18 protein-coding genes and 1 pseudogene are annotated in these 19,057 nt (G+C 70.4%); 6 read left to right on the top strand and 13 right to left on the bottom strand.

The features are described 5' to 3' along the window. Nucleotides 1-6: 6 nt before the first annotated feature. Together ACFFQA_RS33915 and ACFFQA_RS33910 are read right to left on the bottom strand one after the other, a co-directional pair. On the bottom strand, nt 7-267 hold the full coding sequence (locus ACFFQA_RS33915) for an acyl carrier protein (protein WP_377861184.1): 261 nt from the start codon (nt 265-267) through the stop codon (nt 7-9). A 1-nt stretch (nt 268) separates the two neighbouring features. Further along, nucleotides 269-1,684 carry an AMP-binding protein gene (locus ACFFQA_RS33910; RefSeq protein WP_377861182.1) on the bottom strand — a complete coding sequence of 472 codons (1,416 nt, stop codon included), beginning with the start codon at nt 1,682-1,684 and terminating at the stop codon, nt 269-271. Between the two features lie 124 nt (nt 1,685-1,808). Between ACFFQA_RS33910 and ACFFQA_RS33905 the strand changes: the two genes are divergently transcribed. Beyond that, nucleotides 1,809-2,594: an IclR family transcriptional regulator gene (locus ACFFQA_RS33905; protein WP_377861180.1), complete on the top strand. Its 786-nt coding sequence runs from the start codon at nt 1,809-1,811 to the stop codon at nt 2,592-2,594. Nucleotides 2,595-2,693: 99 nt separating this feature from the next. Continuing rightward, the gene (locus ACFFQA_RS33900) at nt 2,694-4,148 is read left to right on the top strand and encodes an aldehyde dehydrogenase family protein (protein ID WP_377861178.1); all 1,455 of its coding nucleotides are present in this window, start codon (nt 2,694-2,696) and stop codon (nt 4,146-4,148) included. Here the strand turns inward: ACFFQA_RS33900 and ACFFQA_RS33895 are convergent. Beyond that, nucleotides 4,135-4,398 (bottom strand): annotated as a pseudogene (locus ACFFQA_RS33895) (helix-turn-helix domain-containing protein); the annotation flags it as partial. The gene ACFFQA_RS33900 and the pseudogene ACFFQA_RS33895 sit on opposite strands and share 14 nt — an antisense overlap. A gap of 281 nt (nt 4,399-4,679) precedes the next feature. Here ACFFQA_RS33895 and ACFFQA_RS33890 point away from each other — a divergent pair. Beyond that, a complete protein-coding gene (locus tag ACFFQA_RS33890; protein WP_377861176.1) occupies nt 4,680-5,564 on the top strand; it encodes an NAD-dependent protein deacetylase in 885 nt (294 codons plus the stop codon). Nucleotides 5,565-5,578: 14 nt separating this feature from the next. Here the strand turns inward: ACFFQA_RS33890 and ACFFQA_RS33885 are convergent, their stop codons facing one another. Continuing rightward, a complete protein-coding gene (locus ACFFQA_RS33885) occupies nt 5,579-6,793 on the bottom strand; it encodes an amidohydrolase family protein (RefSeq protein ID WP_377861174.1) in 1,215 nt (404 codons plus the stop codon). A 102-nt stretch (nt 6,794-6,895) separates the two neighbouring features. On the opposite strand from ACFFQA_RS33885, the gene ACFFQA_RS33880 reads away from it, so the two are divergent. Then, the gene (locus tag ACFFQA_RS33880; RefSeq protein WP_377861172.1) at nt 6,896-7,363 is read left to right on the top strand and encodes a MarR family winged helix-turn-helix transcriptional regulator; all 468 of its coding nucleotides are present in this window, start codon (nt 6,896-6,898) and stop codon (nt 7,361-7,363) included. A gap of 11 nt (nt 7,364-7,374) precedes the next feature. On the opposite strand, the gene ACFFQA_RS33875 is transcribed toward ACFFQA_RS33880, so the two are convergent. The 4 genes from ACFFQA_RS33875 to ACFFQA_RS33860 form a co-directional block, all read right to left on the bottom strand. Further along, nucleotides 7,375-7,935: an SMI1/KNR4 family protein gene (locus ACFFQA_RS33875; RefSeq protein ID WP_377861171.1), complete on the bottom strand. Its 561-nt coding sequence runs from the start codon at nt 7,933-7,935 to the stop codon at nt 7,375-7,377. Nucleotides 7,936-7,953: 18 nt separating this feature from the next. Then, entirely contained in the window at nt 7,954-9,531 is a 1,578-nt protein-coding gene (locus tag ACFFQA_RS33870; RefSeq protein WP_377861169.1) for a deaminase domain-containing protein, read from the bottom strand. A gap of 3 nt (nt 9,532-9,534) precedes the next feature. Next, nucleotides 9,535-10,197, bottom strand: coding sequence for a sensor domain-containing protein (locus ACFFQA_RS33865; RefSeq protein WP_377861168.1), 663 nt, complete (start codon nt 10,195-10,197; stop codon nt 9,535-9,537). A gap of 721 nt (nt 10,198-10,918) precedes the next feature. Beyond that, on the bottom strand, nt 10,919-12,043 hold the full coding sequence (locus ACFFQA_RS33860; RefSeq protein ID WP_377861167.1) for an HNH endonuclease signature motif containing protein: 1,125 nt from the start codon (nt 12,041-12,043) through the stop codon (nt 10,919-10,921). Between the two features lie 390 nt (nt 12,044-12,433). On the opposite strand from ACFFQA_RS33860, the gene ACFFQA_RS33855 reads away from it, so the two are divergent. Continuing rightward, entirely contained in the window at nt 12,434-12,853 is a 420-nt protein-coding gene (locus ACFFQA_RS33855; protein WP_377861165.1) for a hypothetical protein, read from the top strand. A 60-nt stretch (nt 12,854-12,913) separates the two neighbouring features. On the opposite strand, the gene ACFFQA_RS33850 is transcribed toward ACFFQA_RS33855, so the two are convergent. From ACFFQA_RS33850 to vanY-N, 3 genes are read right to left on the bottom strand one after another with little or no spacing between them, the layout of a single operon-like run. Next, nucleotides 12,914-14,347 carry a sensor histidine kinase gene (locus ACFFQA_RS33850; protein ID WP_377861163.1) on the bottom strand — a complete coding sequence of 478 codons (1,434 nt, stop codon included), beginning with the start codon at nt 14,345-14,347 and terminating at the stop codon, nt 12,914-12,916. Further along, nucleotides 14,344-15,033 (bottom strand): response regulator, encoded by a 690-nt coding sequence (locus tag ACFFQA_RS33845; RefSeq protein ID WP_377861162.1) that lies wholly within the window; start codon nt 15,031-15,033, stop codon nt 14,344-14,346. The genes ACFFQA_RS33850 and ACFFQA_RS33845 overlap by 4 nt, the downstream gene beginning before the upstream one ends. A gap of 20 nt (nt 15,034-15,053) precedes the next feature. Then, a complete protein-coding gene (gene vanY-N / locus ACFFQA_RS33840; protein ID WP_377861160.1) occupies nt 15,054-15,620 on the bottom strand; it encodes a D,D-peptidase/D,D-carboxypeptidase VanY-N in 567 nt (188 codons plus the stop codon). A 154-nt stretch (nt 15,621-15,774) separates the two neighbouring features. Here vanY-N and ACFFQA_RS33835 point away from each other — a divergent pair, with 154 nt between their 5' ends. Continuing rightward, nucleotides 15,775-17,250: an alpha/beta fold hydrolase gene (locus tag ACFFQA_RS33835; protein WP_377861158.1), complete on the top strand. Its 1,476-nt coding sequence runs from the start codon at nt 15,775-15,777 to the stop codon at nt 17,248-17,250. On the opposite strand, the gene ACFFQA_RS33830 is transcribed toward ACFFQA_RS33835, so the two are convergent. Together ACFFQA_RS33830 and ACFFQA_RS33825 are read right to left on the bottom strand one after the other, a co-directional pair. Beyond that, a complete protein-coding gene (locus ACFFQA_RS33830) occupies nt 17,244-18,146 on the bottom strand; it encodes a serine hydrolase (RefSeq protein ID WP_377861156.1) in 903 nt (300 codons plus the stop codon). The genes ACFFQA_RS33835 and ACFFQA_RS33830 overlap by 7 nt on opposite strands. After that, entirely contained in the window at nt 18,143-19,027 is an 885-nt protein-coding gene (locus ACFFQA_RS33825; protein ID WP_377861154.1) for a LysR family transcriptional regulator, read from the bottom strand. Before ACFFQA_RS33825 ends, ACFFQA_RS33830 begins: the two co-directional genes overlap by 4 nt. Between the last annotated feature and the right edge of the window lie 30 nt (nt 19,028-19,057).

The following is a 19,057-nucleotide window of genomic DNA, read 5'->3' as shown; positions in this document are numbered from 1 at the left end:
CGGGGGTTAGTTCGGGACGGGGGCGGAGGTGGCCCCGGCGACGAAGGCACGGATGGCGTTGACCGACCGGAAGTCTTCCGGCGACAGCGCCATGTCCTCGACGGGGATGCCGTAGCGCCGGCCGACCCAGGAGATCAGCCGCAGCAGCGCGAGGCTGCCGACGACGCCGGTGCCCAGCAGGTCGTAGTCGTCGTCGAGCTGGTCCTCGCCGACGTCGGGAACGAACTCGGAGATGATGAAGCGCTTGATCTCGGTGGCGGTGGGCATGTCAGGTCCTTCCCTGGGCGGTGGGCAGCAGCCGGGACCGGTCGACCTTCCCGGTCGAGGTGCGGGGCAACGGCGTGCCGACGAGGTCGATGTGGTCGGGGATGGCGGTGCGCGCCAAGTGGGCGGCGCAGTGCCTGCGCAGTTCCAGGCTGTGCAGGCCGCTGTCGGGGGTGGGCCGGACCACCGCGTGCAACCGGTGTCCGGCCAGGTCGTCGGGCACCGCGAGCACAACGGCCTCCGCGACGTCCGGATGCGCCTCGATCACGCGCTCGACCTCCGGCAGGCTGGTGCGCACACCGCGCACCTTCACCTGGAAGTCCGCGCGGCCGGTGAGCACGACCCGGCCCCGCTCGTCGCGGTGCACCAGGTCGCCTGTGCGGAAGAAGCGGGTGCCGTCCGGCGCGGTCACCCACCGGTCCCCGGTGAGCCCGGGGTCGAGGTAGCCCTCCGCCTGGAACGGCGTGGACACCCACAGCTCGCCCGCCACGATCCGGGTCTCGACCCCGGCGATCGGGTGCCCGATCGGCAGCGGGCCCGGCGGGTCCCCCGGCGGCACCTCGTACAGGAAGCTGTCGTTGGTCTCGGTGCAGCCGTAGAGGTTGTAGGACGTGGCGGCCGGGAACAGCGACCGCGTCCGGGCGAGCAGCCGCTCCGGCATCGCCTCACCTGTGAAGATCACGTGGCGGACCGAGGGGAACCCGGTCCCCGGGGCGACGGCGTCGGCCAGCAGGCGGTAGCACAGCGGCACCGCCTGGACGACGGTGATCTCCCCCCGCTCCAGCACCGACCGGAGGTGGCGGCCGTCGATCGCCTGGTCGGCGTCGACCAGCTCGACCGCGCCGCCCGCCGACAGGCTCGCCCAGACGTCGAGCAGGCTCAGGTCGAAGTTCAGCGGCGCGTAGCTCAGCGTGGTCCCGCCCGGTCCGAGCCCGAACCGGGTCCGGGCCCATGCCAGGAACCGGTCCACACCACCGGTCGACAGCGGCACGATCTTCGGCACCCCGGTGGAGCCGGAGGTGGTGAGCAGCAGCCCGGGCTCGGCAGCACCTTCGTGGCCGCCGGGAACGGCGCGGACCCAGAGCTCCGCGCCGTCGGTCTCGATCACGTGGCCGCACGCCGAGCGCGCGCTCAGCTCGTCCACTGTGGACCGGCCGAGGTCGCGTGGCGGCAGGAGCACCCGATGCCCCTCCCCCAGGCACGCGAGCACCAGGGCGATCGCTTTCGGCGACTTCCTCGCCAGCACGCACACCGGGCCGCCCGGCGGCAGGGGGCCGGCCGCGACCCACTCCCGCAGTCGCCGCACCTCCTCCGCCAGCTCGCGGTAGGTCACCGACCGCTCGCCCCACCGCAGCGCGGGCGCGAGCGGCCGGACACGGCTCCACGTGACAAAGGATTCAAGGAAAGACGCGGTAGGCATTTCAACCCCATTTCGAGCAAAATTCGACGTTCGCCAGTTCCGGCAACGCACTCGAAAACGCCGGACGCAAAGATCGCCCAACGGTTCCGGCAGGGTCAAATAAAGCCGTGTTATCCTTTCCGCTGTGCGGAAATCCGAGGAAGGCTCCACCGTCGCGGCTGAGCGCGCACTGCGAATGCTGCGATTACTGGCAGGCAACGGCGAGATCCGGCTGACCGACCTGAGCCGGGAGCTCGGGCTGCCGCACTCCACCACCCATCGCCTGCTGGCGACGCTGCGCCGGGAGGGCTTCGCGCTCCAGGACGAGGTCAACAAGCGCTACGTCGCCGGGCCGGGCATGTGGGAGCTGGGCTGGCTGGCGAACCCGCACGGCCTGCGACTGGCGGCGCGCCCCCACATCAAGGCGCTGGCCGAGCAGTTCGGCGAGGCGACCCAGCTGGTCGTGCTCCAGGGCCGGTACGTGGAGTTCCTGGAGGGCGCCTCCCCGGAGCGCGTGCTCCAGCACGGAACGCGACTGGGCCGCCCGCTGCCGTCGCACCTGATCAGCGGAGGCAAGGCGCTGCTGGCACAGCTGCCGCGCGAGGTGCTCGACCGGCTGTACCCCGGCGAGGAGCTGCTGACCATGACGCCCCACAGCGTGCGCACGAAGGCCGACCTGCTCCGGCAGCTGGAGCTGGCGAGGGAACGGGGTTTCGCGATCAACGTCCGCGAGACGGAGCCGGACGTCTGCGCGGTCGGCGCCGCGGTGGTCGACCGGTACGGCCGGGCCCGCTGCGCGCTCGTCATCGCCGGGCCGGACTCCCGGCTCACTCCGGAGGACCTGCCCGAGATCGGCAGCAGCCTCGCAGAAGCCGCCAGCCGAATGGCCGAGGAGCTGCGGACCGCCGACGTCTCCGAGCAGCTCGAATAAAGCGTTTAGAATCCAGCACCGACCACGTTTTCCAGATAGCGGAAATCGTCACGCACGGCCCTCTTGACCCACCTCCGGCTTCGCGCCTACTTTCCGCCCATGACCGAATACCCGCCACGGGCCAGGAATTGGATCGACGGCGCGTGGTGCGACTCCGCGCGCACCGGGAATAGCGTCAACCCGGCGACCGGAGAGATCATCGGCCGGTACGCCGACGGCGGCGCGGAGGAGGCGAGGGCCGCGATCGCCGCGGCGCGAACGGCCTTCGAGACCACGGGATGGCGCCACGACCGCGAACGGCGGGCCGGGGTGCTGCTGGAGCTGGCCGACCGGCTCGCGGCGCGCCGGGAGGAGGTGATCACCCTGCTGGCCAGGGAGAACGGCAAGACCGTGCACGACGCCGCGATCGAGTTCGGGGCCAGTGTGCCCAAGCTCCGCTACTTCGCCGCGATGGCGCTCACCGACGCGGGCCGCTCCGCCGAGGTCGCGCCCGGCCTGCACGCGTTCAGCCTGCGCGAGCCGGCCGGAGTGGCGGGGGTGATCGTGCCGTGGAACTCGCCGGTCGTGCTGGCCGTGCGGTCGCTGGCGCCCGCGCTCGCTGCGGGCTGCACGGCGGTGGTGAAGATGCCCGCGCAGACCGCCTTGACCAACCACCTCGTCGCCGAGATCGTCGCCTCGGTGCGCGGCCTGCCCGCCGGAGCAGTGAACATCTTCACCGAGAGCGCTGACGCGGGCGCGCGGGAACTGGTGGCCTCCCCGGACGTGGACGTGCTCAGCTACACCGGCAGCAGCGCGGTCGGCCGGGTCATCGCGGCGAACGCCGCGGCCACCCTGAAGCCGGTCTCGCTGGAGCTCGGCGGCAAGAGCCCGATGCTCGTCTTCGCCGACGCGGACCTGGACGCGGTCGTCCCCGTCCTGGTCAAGGGGATCACCACGTTCGCGGGCCAGTTCTGCATGGCGGGCAGCCGCGTCCTGGCCGATGCGGGTGTCGCGGACCCGTTGCGGGAACGCCTCGTCGCCGCGCTGGAGCGGGTCCGCGTCGGTCCCGGGGAGGATCCGGCGAGCGAGATGGGCGCGATGATCGACCGGGCGAACGTGGCCAGGGTGGACGAGGTCGTGGCCCGCGCGGCCACCTACGGCACGGTGCTGACCCGGGGTGGCCCGGTCGAGTCCGGGCCGCTGGCCGAGGGCGCCTTCTTCCGGCCGAGCCTGGTCGAGGTCGCCGACACCGGCGCGCCGATCGTCCAGGAGGAGGTCTTCGGCCCGGTCGGCACCTTCGAGGTCTTCCACGACGAGGCCGACGCGGTCCGCCGGGCCAACGCCACGCGGTACGGGCTCGCCGCGAGCATCTGGACGCGCGACGTGGACCGGCCGCGCCGCGTCGGCCGGGACCTGCGCGTCGGCACGGTGTGGACCAACACCTGGGGCGTGATCGCCGACCAGTTCGAGGAGGGCGGCGTCAAGCAGAGCGGCCTTGGCCGGCTCAACGGCGTGCGCGGCTTGGAGGAGTTCCAGGAGACCAAGACCTACCTCCACCGCGTCACGGGGTGCTGACGCCGCACTCCGGCGCGGTGGACGGCGGAACGCGGTAGGAAGAGCGACAAGCCCCGGCGGTCGTTCCCGCGTGCCGCGCGAAGTGCCGGCGCAGGGTTTCGGCGGAGCCGAAGCCGACCGCATCGGCGATCCAGGACATCGGCTGGTTCGTGCGTTCCAGCAGCACCTTCGCGCTCGCGACCCGCTCCCGGTTGATCCAGTCGAACGCCGTCATCCCGGTGGCCTGGCGGAACTTGCGCACCAGGCCGCGTTCGCTGAGGTGCGAGTGTCAGCGGCTCGTGGATGTGCGCCCGCAACCACCTCGGCAACGGCTCCCCCACGTCGATCGCGCCCGGTACGACCTGCGCCAGGTCGGTCGCGGAGAGGAGTCCGGCAGAGGTGCGCACCAACCCGTCGCTCACGTGGAGACTGCCGCGTTCGAGCTGTGACAACGGGAACTCCTTTCGGAGCCGCTCGGCGAACTGCCCATCCCCTGCCACAACGCCCACGGATCGCGCCAGAATTGCCGCGCTCCGGACGTAGGCTGCACCTGTGCGCATGCGGCCTACCTTGAGCTGGACGCCCACCGGAGAGCCCTTGGCCGCGACGGCCAGCCTCGATGAGGTGACCGAGGTCCTCACGGCCGGCGGAGTGCTGGTGCTGAGCGGAGCCGGGTTGTCAACGGAGTCCGGCATCCCCGACTACCGCGGCGACACCGGCAGTCTGCGCAGGCACACCCCGATGACCTACCAGGAGTTCGTCAGCAGCGAGGACGGGCGGCAGCGCTACTGGGCGCGGAGCCACCTCGGCTGGCGAACCATCGCCCGTGCCCAGCCCAACAGCGGGCACTTCGCCGTCACCCAGCTCCAAGCTCGCGGTTACCTCAGCGGGGTGCTCACGCAGAACGTGGACGGCCTGCATCAAGCCGCGGGCACCTCGGACGTGGTGGAGCTGCACGGCAGCCTGGACTGGGTGATCTGCCTGGGGTGCAAGCGCACCAGTCCGCGCGAGGACCTGGACCGGCGACTGCGCGCCGCCAACCCCGGGTTCACCGCCGAGGCAACGCACATCAACCCCGACGGTGACGTGGAGCTGCCCGCCGATGCGGTGCGCCAGTTCGTGGTGGTGGACTGCGTCGAATGCGGCGGCGTGCTCAAACCCGACGTGGTGTTCTTCGGCGAGAACGTGCCCGCCGAACGGGTGCGGAGGTGCTACCAGCTCGTGGACTCGGCGGAGGCCGTCCTCGTGCTCGGCTCCTCGTTGACGGTCATGTCCGGCCTGCGGTTCGTCCGACATGCCGCCAAGGCGGACAAGCCGGTGCTGATCGTCAACCACAGCCCGACCCGGGGCGACAGCCACGCCCGGGTGCGCGTCGCCTTGCCCCTGGGCCTCGCCCTGACCGACCTGGCACGACGACTGCCGGACCGCCTCCGCTGACTCGCGGCGCGCTGTCAGCGCGCCAGGCGAGTGCCACGGCGCCAGATGGCGCGAGTGTTGAGGGTGTCGCTGATGGTGGCGGTCGGGTCACCGTCGACCAACAGCAGGTCAGCGCGGAGCCCCTCGGCGATGCGGCCTCGGTCGCCGAGGTTGAAGCGGCGAGCCGTGGTCGCTGTGGCCGCGCGCAGCGCCTGCGAGGGGGTCAGGCCAGCGGCCACCAAGTACTGCAACTCGTGGTGCAGGCTGGCTCCGTGCGCGAGGCCGCCGAAGAAGGTCTCGGCCATCGACGCATCCGTGCCGGCCAGCAGGTCGACGCCCGCGGCGTCCAGCGCGCGCACCGTGTCGTAGACGTCGCTGAGCTTGCCCTGCGGGTAGCGGTTGTAGCTGGAGCGCAGGGTCTCGTCCCACTTGCTGTCGAGTCGTTCGGCGACTCGGGGGTCATCGGCGAGCTCGCTGCCGGTGATCCCCATCATGGAGGCGTTGAGACTGACGCAGGGGACGACGAACATGCCCGCGTCCTTGATGAGATCGATGATCTCGGCGGTGTGCGGCTGGTCCATGAACACGTGGACCAGGCCATCGATGCCCGCCTCGGCGGCCATCCTGGTGGCCTCCACGGTCAGCGCGTGGGCCACGGTCAACGCGCCGTGCTTCTTGGCTTCCGCCACACCGGCGTTCACGGTGGCCTGGTCGAGCATCGGCAGTCCGGGGTGCCCCTCCACGCTGCCGTCGTCGATCATGAACTTGATGTAGTCGGACCCGCGCGCGAGGAGCTGGGGGACGAACGCGGCCGCTTCCTCGGGTGTGGTGGAGAACGGCATCAGCGGAGGTACCGCTGGAAGCTCCCGCACCGGCCGGAACCCCTCGGGCATCAGCTCGCTCGGGTGGCCGCCCGGCGGGGTGATGGCGAAGCCGGCGGAGCGCACGTCGGCGACGGTGTCGTCGTCGGTGATGTGCCCCCGGTTCTCCCGGGTGTTCATCCCCTGCATCTCCAGTTCGGTGGTGACGCCGAACCGCAGGGCGAGGGCCAGGGTGCCCGGGCCGGAGTGCACGTGCGCGTCGATGAGCCCTGGCAGCAGCGTCGCGCCGCTGCCGTCGACGATCTCGCTGCCGTCAGGGGCGTCGCCGCCGACGCGGGTGATCCTCCCGTCGGCCACGACCACGGTCCGCACTCCGAGCGCCTTCTCACCGTCGAAGACGCGGGCACCGGTGATGGCGGTGACTGCCATGGCAGCCCACCTCGCTTCCTTGCTCGCTCACATTGCATACCTAGTGCTATGCACTTGCCTATCAGTATGCACATACCGAGCCGCATACTAGAATCGGCCGCCATGAGCGGTGCCTCTTCCCCTGAGCCGTCAGCTGACGACCTCGTGCTGGACCAGATCGGCCCATCCCTGTCACGCCTGCGGCGACGCGCCCCCGCGTCGAGCAAGGACCTCTCCCGCAACCTCGTGCTCAACGTGATCGCTGACGCCCCGGACGAGATGACCGTCGGCGGCCTCGCCGCGGAGATGGGCGTCACCCAACCGGTGGCCAGCCGGACCGTTGCCGCGTGCATCGACGACGGTCTCCTGCGCCGGGCGGCCTCGCAGGCCGATGGACGCCGCACGGTGCTGGAGCTCACCGAGCGCGGCGAGGCCGAGCGCGAGCGCTTCGCCGCTGAGCAGCGCAAGGCGTTCGAGGAGATCACCGCCGCCTGGTCGCCCGCGGAGCGGGTTCAGTTCGCGCGGCTCCTGGTCCGGTACGGCGCTGATGCCACCGCGTGGTCCCGGAGTCGGCTCGCACAACGCGAGTGAACGGGTGTCCGTCAGCGGAAGTAGTCCGCCCAGTCCAGGTCCGGCTGACCCTGTGCGCGCGTCTCGGCCAGGCGCTCGGCCAGGCTCGCGACTTCTCCGCAGATGCCGGAGAACCAGTCGGCCACTGTTGGCCATCGCCGCCTCAGCTCACCGTCCTCCTCCAGCAGCCAGACGGGAGGGTTCGGGTCGTCCAGGTCCGCGCCGTCGACGACGCAGACCAGGTATCCGCCGTGGTAGAGCAGCACCAGCATCTGCTCGGGGTCACCGAACTCGGCGGGCTGCGCCTTCACCTCGTCGAAGAACTCCAGCGCCATCTCCTTGGCGTGCTCGCGCAGCCCGTGGACGCCGAAGAAACCCCCGCCGCCGAGGAACGGCCCCTTGCGGTCCCCGATGAGCCGGAAGACCTCCCGCACGGCCGCGGGAACGGCCGGTGCTCCTTGGGCGGCGGCCATGCCGTCGATCTCGGAGTCCGTGGCCCCGGCGACGGCCTCGGGACGCAGCCCGCGCGCGAGCACGTCCTGGAAAGTGCTGTGGATGCGGTCGATGACCGCGGTGCGATCGCTGTCGCCCATGACGTTGGCCCTGCCTTCTCAAGGGTTGATGACGAGCAGCAGGCGCCCGACCATGTCCCTGACCTCGATGGTGATGCCGCGGTGCTCGTCGCCGAACGCCCTCAGGACACCCTGGCACGAGGAACACACCACCTCCCCGGCGGGCAGCTTGTCCCCTGCCGGGTAGTCGACCACGACGCTGAGCTTTCCCTTCGCGTCCGTGGGCAGCCGTCTGTGGAGATCCTCAAGGATCTTCGCCTCCGCGTCGACGTCGCGGGGAACCCCGCCCACCTCCTTGGTCGGGAAACGGGGATCGGCGGGCGCCCGTGAGCTGCCTTCGATCTTCACCCCCTTGTCGTCGAGGACGGAGTCCTTGCCGCTGATGGCACGCAGGTTGATCTTCGTTCCGTCGCTCGCGGTGAACTCCGCCGCCGCGACCGTCCGGTCGGCGGCAGCGTTGATCTTCGGGAAGCGCGAGGCGGCCTGGTCGATCTCGCGGCGCAGGTGGTCGGCGCCGTCGTTGCTGGGCGTCCACTGCGGTGGACGCCTGCCCCCGGTGGGCACGAGGCCGACCTCGTCAATGGTGACTTCCTTGCCCTTGAGGGTCGTGGTGGCCTTCCCGCCCCGCTCGATCGCGTTGTGGAAGGCCCGCTGGTCCGCTTTCGGGATCTGCCCGGAACGCCCGGTGTACAGCGCCTTGTAGTTCCCGTTCGGCTTGAGTTCGAGGCCGTCGAAAACGCGGGTCGGCTCGGAGAGCTTCGCGGCCACCTTCGGCGGGAGACCGGACACCGTCTCCGGCGTGAGGCGGACGCTGAACCGCCCCTTCTCGACGGTGACGCCGTTGTCCTTCGCGTACTGGTCGAGCGCGGCGTCGTTGGCCTTTCTGGACGCCTGGTCGCCGCCGTTGTCCCGCGCGCCGCCACGAGGGCTCGCTCGACGGACCGGGTCACCGCCCGGAGCTTGTTGCGCCGCAGGCGGACGGATCGTGAGCCGGGCCTGCCGGGCGGCCTTGATGCGCTGGCGCAGGTGCTTCGCCTGAGCCTGGAGTTGCTGTGCGGCCGTCCGCACCGACTGGGCTTCGGTCTGCAACCGACTCTGCTCGGCGCGGAGCTGGCTCTCCTCGGTGGCGCCTTGAGCCCTTTCGGTGTTGAGCTGCGCCCGCTCGGCGTTGAGCTGCGCCGCTTCAGCGTCGTACGCCGCCTTCTGAGCCGCCTGCCTGGGCAGCACGAAGACGTGCGGTTTGTCGTTGTGGGCCTTGATCCTGGCTTGGAGGGACGCCACCTTCTCGTTGTGGGCGGCTTTCCTGGCGTTGACGGCGTTGACCCGCTCCTCCAGGGACTTCTTCTTCCCCGCCAGGTCCTGCGCGCGTCGCTGCAGCGCGGCCACGCTCTCGTTGAAAGCGTTGACCAGACTTTCGAGCTCGGGAAGGCCGGCGTCCTCCGGCTCCAGCGGCTCCGGCACGCCGTCGGCCTGCGCCCGCAGAATCGGGGTTGGCGCGGCGGCTGCCACGCCAACCCCGCCGGTCAGCGCGAGGATGCCGATGAGGACCAGGCACACCGCACGCCGCGCTCCGGTCAGGACGCGGGCAGCTGCTTCACGCAGGGTTGTGGCGCGCATGGGTCACCCGCTCACTCGGTCGGCGATCTTCTCGGCGATCTTCGCGGCCGCGGGCTGGCCGTCGCCGGCTTGGCAGACCGCGACCTGCAGCACGGTGCTGCCCTTCAGCCGCGCCTGGCGGTGGCAGGCCCAGCCGTCGCCTGCCTCCTGCGACGCGGTCCAGGCCAGCGTGTTCGGGGTTGCCGCGCTGACCTTGTAATCCCACTTCGAGGTGTCGTCGTCGTTGTCGGTCCGCACGGCCGAGGCGCAGCCCCTGAGGCCGTCGGTCAGGGTGCGGAACACAGCACCGGCCCTCTGGCTGTCCGGGTACACGCCGAGAACCTGGGTCACCGCGTGGTCGGACACCGTCTCGGAATCCTGGTACGTCACCGACAAGTAGGCCGTCCACCCCTGCGCGTAGACCGACTGGGTCGCCGGGCCGACGGCCACCGCGCAGTTCTTCGGCTCGGCCGAGAGCCCCGGCGGCGGCTGGCTGATGCTCGTGCCCGACGCCAGCGTGACGCCGACCTCCTTGCTGGCCTCTTCGAACGTCAGGATGTTCGCCTGCACCGTGCCCGGAACGGCCCCGTAGCCCGTCGGCCAGACCAGCCAGCCGATGCCGAGCAGCACAACGCACCCCACCACGGTCGCGGCGATCAGCCACCCACGCCGAGGCCTCCGAGCCACGGTGGGCGCTAAGCCTGCGGGACCACCTGCAGGCTGCTCTCCCGGTGGCGAGAACCCAGGCGTCCCTGGCTGTTGGGGCGGTGTGGTCATGCTGCGTTCCCTTTCGACGGGCCATCCCCGGCCGACGAGCACCGGGCCGGCGTCGCCGTGGTCGGCCTGCTGGGGCTGGGCGAGGCTACTGTCGGGCGCTGAAATCCGGATGAAATGGCGGGCACTGGGCTCGTCACGGCCAACTCGCTTGCCGAAGCGTGCACCAGGACATGGCCGCCCCGAACGCGGTGACTGCCAAGTTCCGGCAGTCACCTACATCCGCACGCTCGGGAACCGGCGCAACCGCACCTGCTGTCGCGTCCACAATGGACACTGCATCCCGCGACGGCTGTCTCCCGCTTGACACGACCACCGGGACACACCCGAAGCACCCAGCGAACTCAACAACACTTCGAAATCACTGGCACTGGCTACCAGGCTGATCCCCGGAACGCGCTTCTACACGACTCATCGGGCAGCCTGGGACGCTCCAGTTTGGGTTTGCGTCGTCGTGGCGGGTTCGGGTCTGCAGTGACGCTGAGGCCGTGGTGGCGTTCACGGCCGGGCTGCCGCCCCGACTCCATCGGGTTGCCCTCGGGTAATTCTCCCGAACTCCGGCGCGCATTTCCTTGACCACCCACCACCGCTAGCCCCCTCACCTAATGTGGTGGCGGGCTAGCCGGGGCCGGGTTTAAAACGGAGGAGCGGGATCCGCTATCGGCTCAGGCTCCCGGACATACGTTCTTCCCGTCGGCGTGGTCCAGATATGGATACCGCCGGGGAGTTGGGTTCGTTTCCACCGAGTGTGGTGCTTCATCACATGATGCCGTCGGCATTTCGCGCCGAGATCGTCCGCGACCGTGTTGGTGCCGTCGAACGGCTCGCAATGATCCAGATCGCACCGATGGGCCGGTTGCCGACAGCCGATCGCCACACACGTGACATCCCTCGCCCGGACCAGGTCGGCCAGGGCCGCTGACGGGCGGTAGTTCGTCCGCCCCACATCCACCGCCACCCCGGTCACCGGGTCAGTCAAGATCCGCTTCCACGTGCCACCCGCCGCGATGTCCCTCGCCACGTCTGCGGGAATCGGCCCATAACCCGCCAGCATCCCGGGCTCCTGATCCATCCCCATCAACGTCGTCGCCGGGAGGGTGACCAGGACCTTCACCTCACCCTGGGGTGCACCGGTCTCCTTACCCATCAACAGGTCAAACGCGACATCGGCGCGGCGCTGGTCCATGGTGCGCTCATCGTCGAGGCCTCGGGCGATGCGGTCGATCCGATCCCACACCAACGCCCCCTGGAGGGCGGTGAACTGGAACCGCAACGCGCACATCGCGTCGTCGAGGTTGAGCTTCTCCACCCGGCGGGTGCGCTTCTTCTCCTCGTGCCGCCGGGCTGCCGCGTCGGGGTCGAGCTTGGCGATCAACCGTTGGGCGTGCTGGCGGATCCGGCTGTAGTGGTGGGTGCGGGCGTACTCGATCAGTACCGCTTCCACGATCTCGGCCTGCACAGCCGTGAGCGGCTCCAGCTGGTCCACGATCAGCAGGGCCTTGCCCTGGTCGATCCGGCCCTCCTCCAAGGCGGCGAGCACGGCCGGGCGGGAAGCGAGGGTTTCGGCGTGGTTGATCAGCGTGCTGGCCTTGCGCGAGGAAATCGACAACAACGCGCCGACCTCATCCCCGAGATACGGGTACTCCGCGAAATCCGTGCTGACCACCAAATCCGCGAGACAGCGCGCCAGAACCGCGTGCGCGTTATTCACCGCACGGTAGGCGTCCTCGATTGCGTCGAGGGTCTCATCGGGGGTCATATTCTTATTCTATCTCGCCGAAAATGGCGATCATGGCCCTATGGGGTGAAATAGGGATCGGTTCTTTCACTGTCGGCGAACGTGACACAATCGCTCCCCGGAAGCGCTCCTTCAGGAGGAGCCCGCGATCCTGCCGAACTACAGCGACAGCACTGCCTTGGTGCCTCGCACGGACGCTGCGCTGCCTCATCCGCGAGATTGTCGTTGTGCCAGTACGACTTCTGGCCGATCTGCCGCGTGGTAAGCGACGAAGTTGGCCTCAACAGGATCAGATCCGTTGCACCCCAATGCCTACTGACAAGGCCAGGGCAGATCGGATGTCCTTGTGCGACCCCAGGATTCCGGCACCGCGTCTTCCGCCCGGAACGGGCATAAGATTCACTGGTGGGCATGCGACTGCCTCGCCTGCCCATCTCCGCGGCCTTCGGGTTTCCCCTCGGCGCGACCCTGGGGTTACTCGTCACGCCGCTCCTCGTGGCCAGCGGCGCGCCAGGACTTTCGCTCATCACCATGGTTGCCGTCGTCGACGGCATCGCGATGATCTCGACCTATCGCGCCGCCCTCGCCACCGCGATGGTCTGCTGGGCGCTGCACAGCACCTTCGTGATCGGCGAGTACGGCGAGCTGACCCTCTCGTCGGAGTCCCGCAACGACGCGCTCGTGCTCATGCTGTGCGCCCTGACCGCCTTGGCGTTCGCGGCGACCCTGCGGAACACCCGCTCCCTGCTGCACCAGCGGATGATCCGGTCGCCCGGCTGGCAGATCCCCACCCAGCGGACAAGCAGCCCGGAACCACGCTCAAGATCCTGAAGCAGGCGATCTCGTTGCGGCTGAACGGGTTTCTCGGTCTGCCACACGCGCGGAGCGGGTTCAGGCGCTCGTCTCCGCCGCGCCGCGAGGAACGACGAGGGTGAACACGGCACCGCCGGTGTTGGCCACCTCGATGACGCCACCGTGCAGCGTCGCGTTCTCGTAGGCGATGGCCAGCCCCAAGCCGCTGCCTTCGGTGTGGTGGCGGGCGCGGTCACCTCGGACGAAACGATCGAAGACGAAGGGTGCGAGGTCCTCGGGCAGGCCGGGGCCTGAGTCCACGACGGCGACCCGGACCTGGTCGTCGGCGGTGCCGTCGATGGTCACGGTGACCGGTTGCCGTCCGTGGCGAACTGCGTTGGTCACCAGGTTGCGGACGATCGTGTGCAGGCGACGGGGATCGCCGACCACAGCGGCGTCACCGGTGGTGTCGATGCTGATGTCGGCTCCGGGCGCGGTCATGGTGACCGCGTCCGCCACGAGTTCGGTGAGGTCGACCGGTTCCGGCCGCAGCTCCGCCGCTCCGGCGTCGAAGCGCGACATCTCCAGCAGGTCCTCCACCAGCGTGCTCAGCCTCCGGACCTGGGTGCTGAGCAGCTCGGCGGAGCGGCTCCGGTCGTCCGGGTCGGGACTGTGCAGGCTCTCCGTCGCCGCGGTCATGGACGCCAGCGGGGTGCGCAGGTCGTGCGCGACGTCGGCGACGAAGCGGCGCTGCTGCTGGTCCTTGCGGCGGAGCTGGTCGATGGACTCGCTGAGCCGCTGCGCCATGGTGTTGAACGAGCTGGCCAGGTCGGCGAGCTCGTCGCGGCCTCGCACCGGCAGCCTGGTGTCCAGCGCGCCAGCTCCCAGCCGCCTCGCCGCGGCCGCGGCGACCCGGACCCGGCGCTGGATGCGACCGGCCGCGAGCACGCCGGCTCCCGTGCCGAGCAGCGCCACCACGATCGCGATCACCGCGAGCTGACCGCGGAGCAGGGTGAGCTCGCTGTCCATCTTGTCCGTGCTGTAGGTCTCCACCAGCAACAGGCCCGGGCTGACCTGGCCGATGATCACCAGCCGCGTGTCGCCGTTGACCTCCATCCACTCGCTCACCGGCGTCGGCCGCCGCCGAGCCTGGTCAACCGGTCCGGCGGGCCACCAGTGCCGCGCCAGGCCCGGCGAGGCCGCGCTGTTGGAGTACTTCCCGTCGGCGTAGGTGGAAACCGGCCCCGACGCGCCCTTCATGTCGAGAACAGCCCAGCCCGCCAGGCCGAGCCGACCCCGCATGTAATCCGCGATCAGGTCCACTTTGGACCTGTCAAGGACCGTCTTGACGATGAACTGGTGCGCTTGCTGGGCATCGGAACCGAAACCGGCCTGGGCGGAGGCGGTGAACCTGTCCCTGGTCGCACCCGCCTGGAGCTGGTACGCCACCAGCGCCACCGCCACAGTCGCGGCGAACGTGACCAGCACGACCGTGAGCGCGATGCTGGCGCGCAGCCCCGGCTGCCACCTCACGGCCGGTCCAGGCGGTAGCCGAACCCCCGCACCGTGCGCAGCAGCGTCGGGTTGGCCGGATCGGGCTCGACCTTCGCGCGCAACCGCGCCACAGCGGCGTCGACCAGCCGGGAGTCCCCGGCGTAGCCGTAGTCCCACACCCGCCGGAGCAGAGCCTGCCTGCTCAGCACCTGCCCGGCGTGATCGGCGAACTCCACCAGCAGCCGCATCTCGGTCGCGGTGAGCCGCACCTCGGCCCCGCTCCTGGTGACGGTCATGGCCGCGCGGTCGATCTCCAGCTCACCGAAGACGTGCACGTCCTCGCGCGACGGCCGGGACGAGGTGGTGCGGCGCAGGATCGTCTTCACCCGAGCGTCCAGCACCCTCGGCTCGACCGGCTTGACCACGTAGTCGTCGGCGCCGCCCTCCAGGCCGACCACCATGTCCACCGGGTCGCTGCGGGCGGTCAGCAGGAGCACCGGGACCGTGTCGCGCGCCCGGATGCGCCTGCACACCTCGAAACCGTCCATCCCCGGCAGCATGACGTCCAGCAACACCACGTCGGTGGGAGTGCGGCGCTCGAACAACGCCGCCAAGGCGTGCTCACCGGTCGGCGACACCTCGACTTCGTGGCCGAGTCCGCGCAGCGCCCTGGACAGCGCTTCGGCGAGCACGGCGTCGTCCTCCACGAGCAACAACCGGGGCACCGAGGACTCCTCGCCGACGATCAACTGGTGGCCGAATAGTAGGGCGCGGCACCGGGATGCGGCATCCGCACCGGCGGCCTGCCACCCGTTTCCGGGTGGTGCTCGAAATGCCACCACTCGTTGTCGTACGTGCGGTACAGGTCGTAGCGGCCCCCGTACACCTCCAGCCACCAAGCGCCTTCGGTCGGCCGCACGTCCATCGCGATGCCGCGGACGTGACCGGACTCCTCCGGTGGCAGAACCCACCGCCGCGCCTCCGCCCACGAGCCGGTCCTGCGCACCTGTTCGGTGAACAGGTGATGCTGCTCGGCCGCGTCGCGATGGCCCGAGGTGAGCCCGATGAGCTGGCCGTCCTGCCAGAACGCCTCGGCGCGGGCGGCCTCGAACGCCTGCCGCGCACGCGGGGCGAGCCCGGTGAGGTCCTCGGCGGGAAACCGCCGGGCCAACGCCCACTGGCACGCGACGTGGCGTGCTCGGCCGGGCGCGCGCAGGTACGCCGCTGGCAGCAGGAGCACGGCGAGCATCCGAGTTGCCGCCCGCATCAGGCGGTCACGGGGACGATCAGGGATGGCACGGAGTTCGCTCATGCCCCCACGGTCCGGCGGAACTGTTCCGGGTCGTCCGCGGATTTGTCACGGTTTCTCGACCAATTGTCACAGTTTCGCACGAAAGCGCGGTTCGTGCGGCTGTCACGCACTTGTCACGGTTCCCGCACACCGCGCGGACACAACCGGAGGTCTCGTGCGCGCAACACTGGCAACGACACTCGCGCTGCTGACCAGGGCCGGGCTGACCGTCGTGCCGGCACCCGCACTTGGCACGCCGGGGTTGAACTGGCGGCCCTGCACCGAGGTCGCCACGGACTGGAAGAAGATCACCGGCGGAGACACCAGAGCGGAATGCGCGACGCTCGCGGTTCCGCTGGACCACGGATACCCGGACGGCAAGAAGACCGAGATCGCGGTGAGCAGGCTCAAGGCCGCCGATCCGGCTCGGCGCAAGGGAGTCGTGCTGCTCAACCCCGGTGGCCCCGGCCCGATGAGCATCACATGGCCCTTGTCCGTCGCCAAGAGCGGACTCGCACCGCTCACCGAGGACTTCGACCTGGTCGGCTTCGACCCGCGCGGCACCGGCTACAGCGACCGGGTGAGCTGCGCCGACGACACGGACCCGCAGATCCCGCCAACGGCCGCGCCGAAGGAGAAGGCCCGAACCGTGTTCGACCACTTCACCCGCTACAACGAGCGGTGCGCCGCACGGGACCCGGAGTTCACGCGGCAGCTGACCACCACCGCTGTCGCCAGGGACGTCGACCGCATCCGAATCGCTTTGGGGGAAAGGAAAATCAACTACTACGGGGTGTCGTGGGGCACGGCCGTCGGCGCGGTCTACCGGTCGCTGTTCGACGGCAATGTGGAGCGGATGTGGCTGGACTCGGTCATGCCGCCCGGAATGAACCTCGCCGCGATGGACGGCTCGGTGGACGCCGTGCGGGAGAAGCGGTTCGCCGGATTCGCCCCCTGGCTGGCAGAACGCAACGCCCGATACCGCTTCGGTACCACCGCCGCCGAGGTCCGGCAGGCGGTCACCGACCTGCGCGCCGAGCTCGACCGCCACCCGCGCGCCGTCGGCACCGGCCCGATGCAGCTCGTCCTCGACGGCCGATGGGTCGCGGGTCAGCTCGGCGTGCCGAGTCAGTACTGGGCCGAGTCGGCCGCCGACCTGGCCGCCGTCCGCGACGGCGGAACACCGGGCGCGGCCGCACCGGCGGAGCGGGCGAACAGGCCGAGCTTCGGCCTCGGCTCCGCACCCGATCACTTCAACTCGCTGCTCAACAGCGCGGTGTTGTGCAACGACGGAGCGGGCGGCCGCGACTTCGACCGCGTCTGGGCCGATGCCCAGCGCCGCCGGGACCGCGCTCCCGCGACGGGCGGCCAGCTCAACACCAATGTCCTTTGTGGAGCGTGGCCGTGGGCCGTTCAGCAGTGGCCGTTGAAGGCGGGTACGAGCGCACTGCAACTGTCCGGCCACGACGACGAGGACACCACGCCGTACCCCTGGGCGGTTGCGATGCGGAACAAGATCGGCGGCGCGCTGCTGACCATCGGCGACACCCTGCACGGGTCGGCGAAGAACCTGCCCTGCGCGGCGGAGAAGGTGCTGACGTTCTTCCGCACCGGCACCACCACGAACGGCTTCTGCCCTGGCGCTCAGTAGGCGCGCAGGTGGTCGCGGAGGGTCCTGGCGACGCGGGCCATGAGGACCTCGGCCTCGGGCTGGATCGCCGCCGCGACACGGGACTCGGTGAGCGCGGCGATCGCGAACGCCTGCCCGTCGGCGTGTTCGACGACGCCGACCTCGTGCCGCAGGTTGAGCAGCGTCCCGGTCTTGGACGACCACTTCGTGGCATCAGAGCTGAAGTCAGGGGTCAGCCGCTGCCGAAGCAGGTTGCACCCCATGAGCTCCCGCACCCGCGCGGACACGGTTTCGTCCACTTTGGATGGTGTCCACAGTGCTTCGAGAAGGGTGACGAACGCGCGTGCCGAACCCGAGCTCGCGCGGGTGATGTCGAGCTGGGGAACGGGATGTCCGCGCCCGGCCGTCGCCGCGCCGATGGCCAGTGAGTGGGCGAGGTGGACCTCTGCGGGGTCGAACCGTTCTGCGGGGGTGTCGCTGAGGTCGCTCACCCGATGGCGCGCGGTGATCCCGTGCACGCCCCACTCGCGCGTCATCCTGGTGACCTCGACCGGCGGGGTCAGGTCGAACAGCGTGTCCGCCGCGGTCTCGTCGCTGATCGCCATCGCCAGGTACAACAGGTCGTCGATCGCGACGCGGGCGGGATGCCGGAACCTGGTCAGCCCGGTCGGCCCCGGTGTGGTGGTCCGGCCGGGCTGGACGTCGATCCGGGTCGAGCCGTCCAGCTCACCCTGGCGGATCCGTTCCAGCGTCGCGGCGGCGAGCGGGATCTTGACCAGCGACGCGCTCGGGAGCTCCAGGTCGGGGTCGATGCCGACCTCGTGCCCGGTGCGCAGGTCCCGCACCAGGAACGAGCCACGCAGCCCGCCTGCGTCCAGCTCGGCCCGCATCTGCGCGATCAGGGCTTCGGTGTTCACTGGGCCTCCTCTGTCTCCGGCACACCGAGGCAGCGTGCGATGCCCGACCGCAAGGCGGCGCGGAGGTGGTGGGCGTCCTCGCCCAACCCTGCCGTGACGTCGAAGCCGCGCGCGAGCCGGATCCCGCCGATCGGCCGCCATCCCAGGCCGAGCTCCTCAGCCTGCTCAGCGGAGCACAGCAGCATGTCCGCCGAGCCGAACACGCTGGCGGCAGCGGCGGTGAGCGAGTCGGCGACGGCGACCTGAGCGGGCCGCAGGCCCAGCGAGTCGCGGACGCGGACCACGCGGTCGCGGATGTGGGGGACGTCGTCCTCGGGCTGGATCCAGACCCGGCGGGGCGAGCGGCCCGACCGGCCGACGCGCAGGGTCTCCAGGTGGATCACGCGCTCCTGTGGCGTGACCGCGCTCGCCAGTCCGAGCGGGACGACCCAGGCCCCCTCCTCCGCCGGGACCGCCGTGATCGCGGCGCGGACCTCGTGGGTGCGGACCAGCTCGGCCCGTTCGCCCGGCGCGGCGGGCCGGAACTCCAGGAAGACGTCGAGCGCGCGCGCCTCGGCGTCGAGCTCGGCGAGCTTGCGGGTGGTGCAGGTGCCCGGGACCGCGAGCCGCAGCGGGCGCAGCTTGACCCGTTTCGCGTCGTGCTCCATGGCGTCGGCCAGATGCACCAGGCGCTTGGCCGAGGGCAGCATGTCGCGTCCGAACTGGGTGAGCCGCGCCCTGCGGGTGGAGCGGTCGAACAGCCGTTCGCCGAGGTGGCGCTCCAGCGCGGCGATGCGGCGGCTCGCGACGGGCTGGGGAATGCGGGCGACCGCGGCGCCCGCTGTGAAGCTCCCGGTCTCGCTCACGCTCACGAACGCCCGGCAGCTGCTGACCAGGTCCATGACCACACTCTATGCCGTTTCAGCATCAAA

It is taken from the genome of Allokutzneria oryzae, assembly GCF_042429765.1.
Classification (GTDB): Bacteria; Actinomycetota; Actinomycetes; order Mycobacteriales; family Pseudonocardiaceae; genus Allokutzneria; species Allokutzneria oryzae.
This window is presented reverse-complemented; position numbering and strand designations above follow the sequence as displayed.

Excerpts from the sequence above, each read along its gene's own strand:
- ACFFQA_RS33915 (WP_377861184.1), bottom strand. The coding sequence starts at position 267 with ATGCCCACCGCCACCGAGATCAAGCGCTTCATCATCTCCGAGTTCGTT.
- ACFFQA_RS33910 (WP_377861182.1), bottom strand. The coding sequence starts at position 1,684 with ATGCCTACCGCGTCTTTCCTTGAATCCTTTGTCACGTGGAGCCGTGTC.
- ACFFQA_RS33900 (WP_377861178.1), top strand. The coding sequence starts at position 2,694 with ATGACCGAATACCCGCCACGGGCCAGGAATTGGATCGACGGCGCGTGG.
- ACFFQA_RS33885 (WP_377861174.1), bottom strand. The coding sequence starts at position 6,793 with ATGGCAGTCACCGCCATCACCGGTGCCCGCGTCTTCGACGGTGAGAAG.
- ACFFQA_RS33880 (WP_377861172.1), top strand. The coding sequence starts at position 6,896 with ATGAGCGGTGCCTCTTCCCCTGAGCCGTCAGCTGACGACCTCGTGCTG.
- ACFFQA_RS33875 (WP_377861171.1), bottom strand. The coding sequence starts at position 7,935 with ATGGGCGACAGCGATCGCACCGCGGTCATCGACCGCATCCACAGCACT.
- ACFFQA_RS33870 (WP_377861169.1), bottom strand. The coding sequence starts at position 9,531 with ATGCGCGCCACAACCCTGCGTGAAGCAGCTGCCCGCGTCCTGACCGGA.
- ACFFQA_RS33860 (WP_377861167.1), bottom strand. The coding sequence starts at position 12,043 with ATGACCCCCGATGAGACCCTCGACGCAATCGAGGACGCCTACCGTGCG.
- ACFFQA_RS33855 (WP_377861165.1), top strand. The coding sequence starts at position 12,434 with ATGCGACTGCCTCGCCTGCCCATCTCCGCGGCCTTCGGGTTTCCCCTC.
- vanY-N (WP_377861160.1), bottom strand. The coding sequence starts at position 15,620 with ATGAGCGAACTCCGTGCCATCCCTGATCGTCCCCGTGACCGCCTGATG.
- ACFFQA_RS33825 (WP_377861154.1), bottom strand. The coding sequence starts at position 19,027 with ATGGACCTGGTCAGCAGCTGCCGGGCGTTCGTGAGCGTGAGCGAGACC.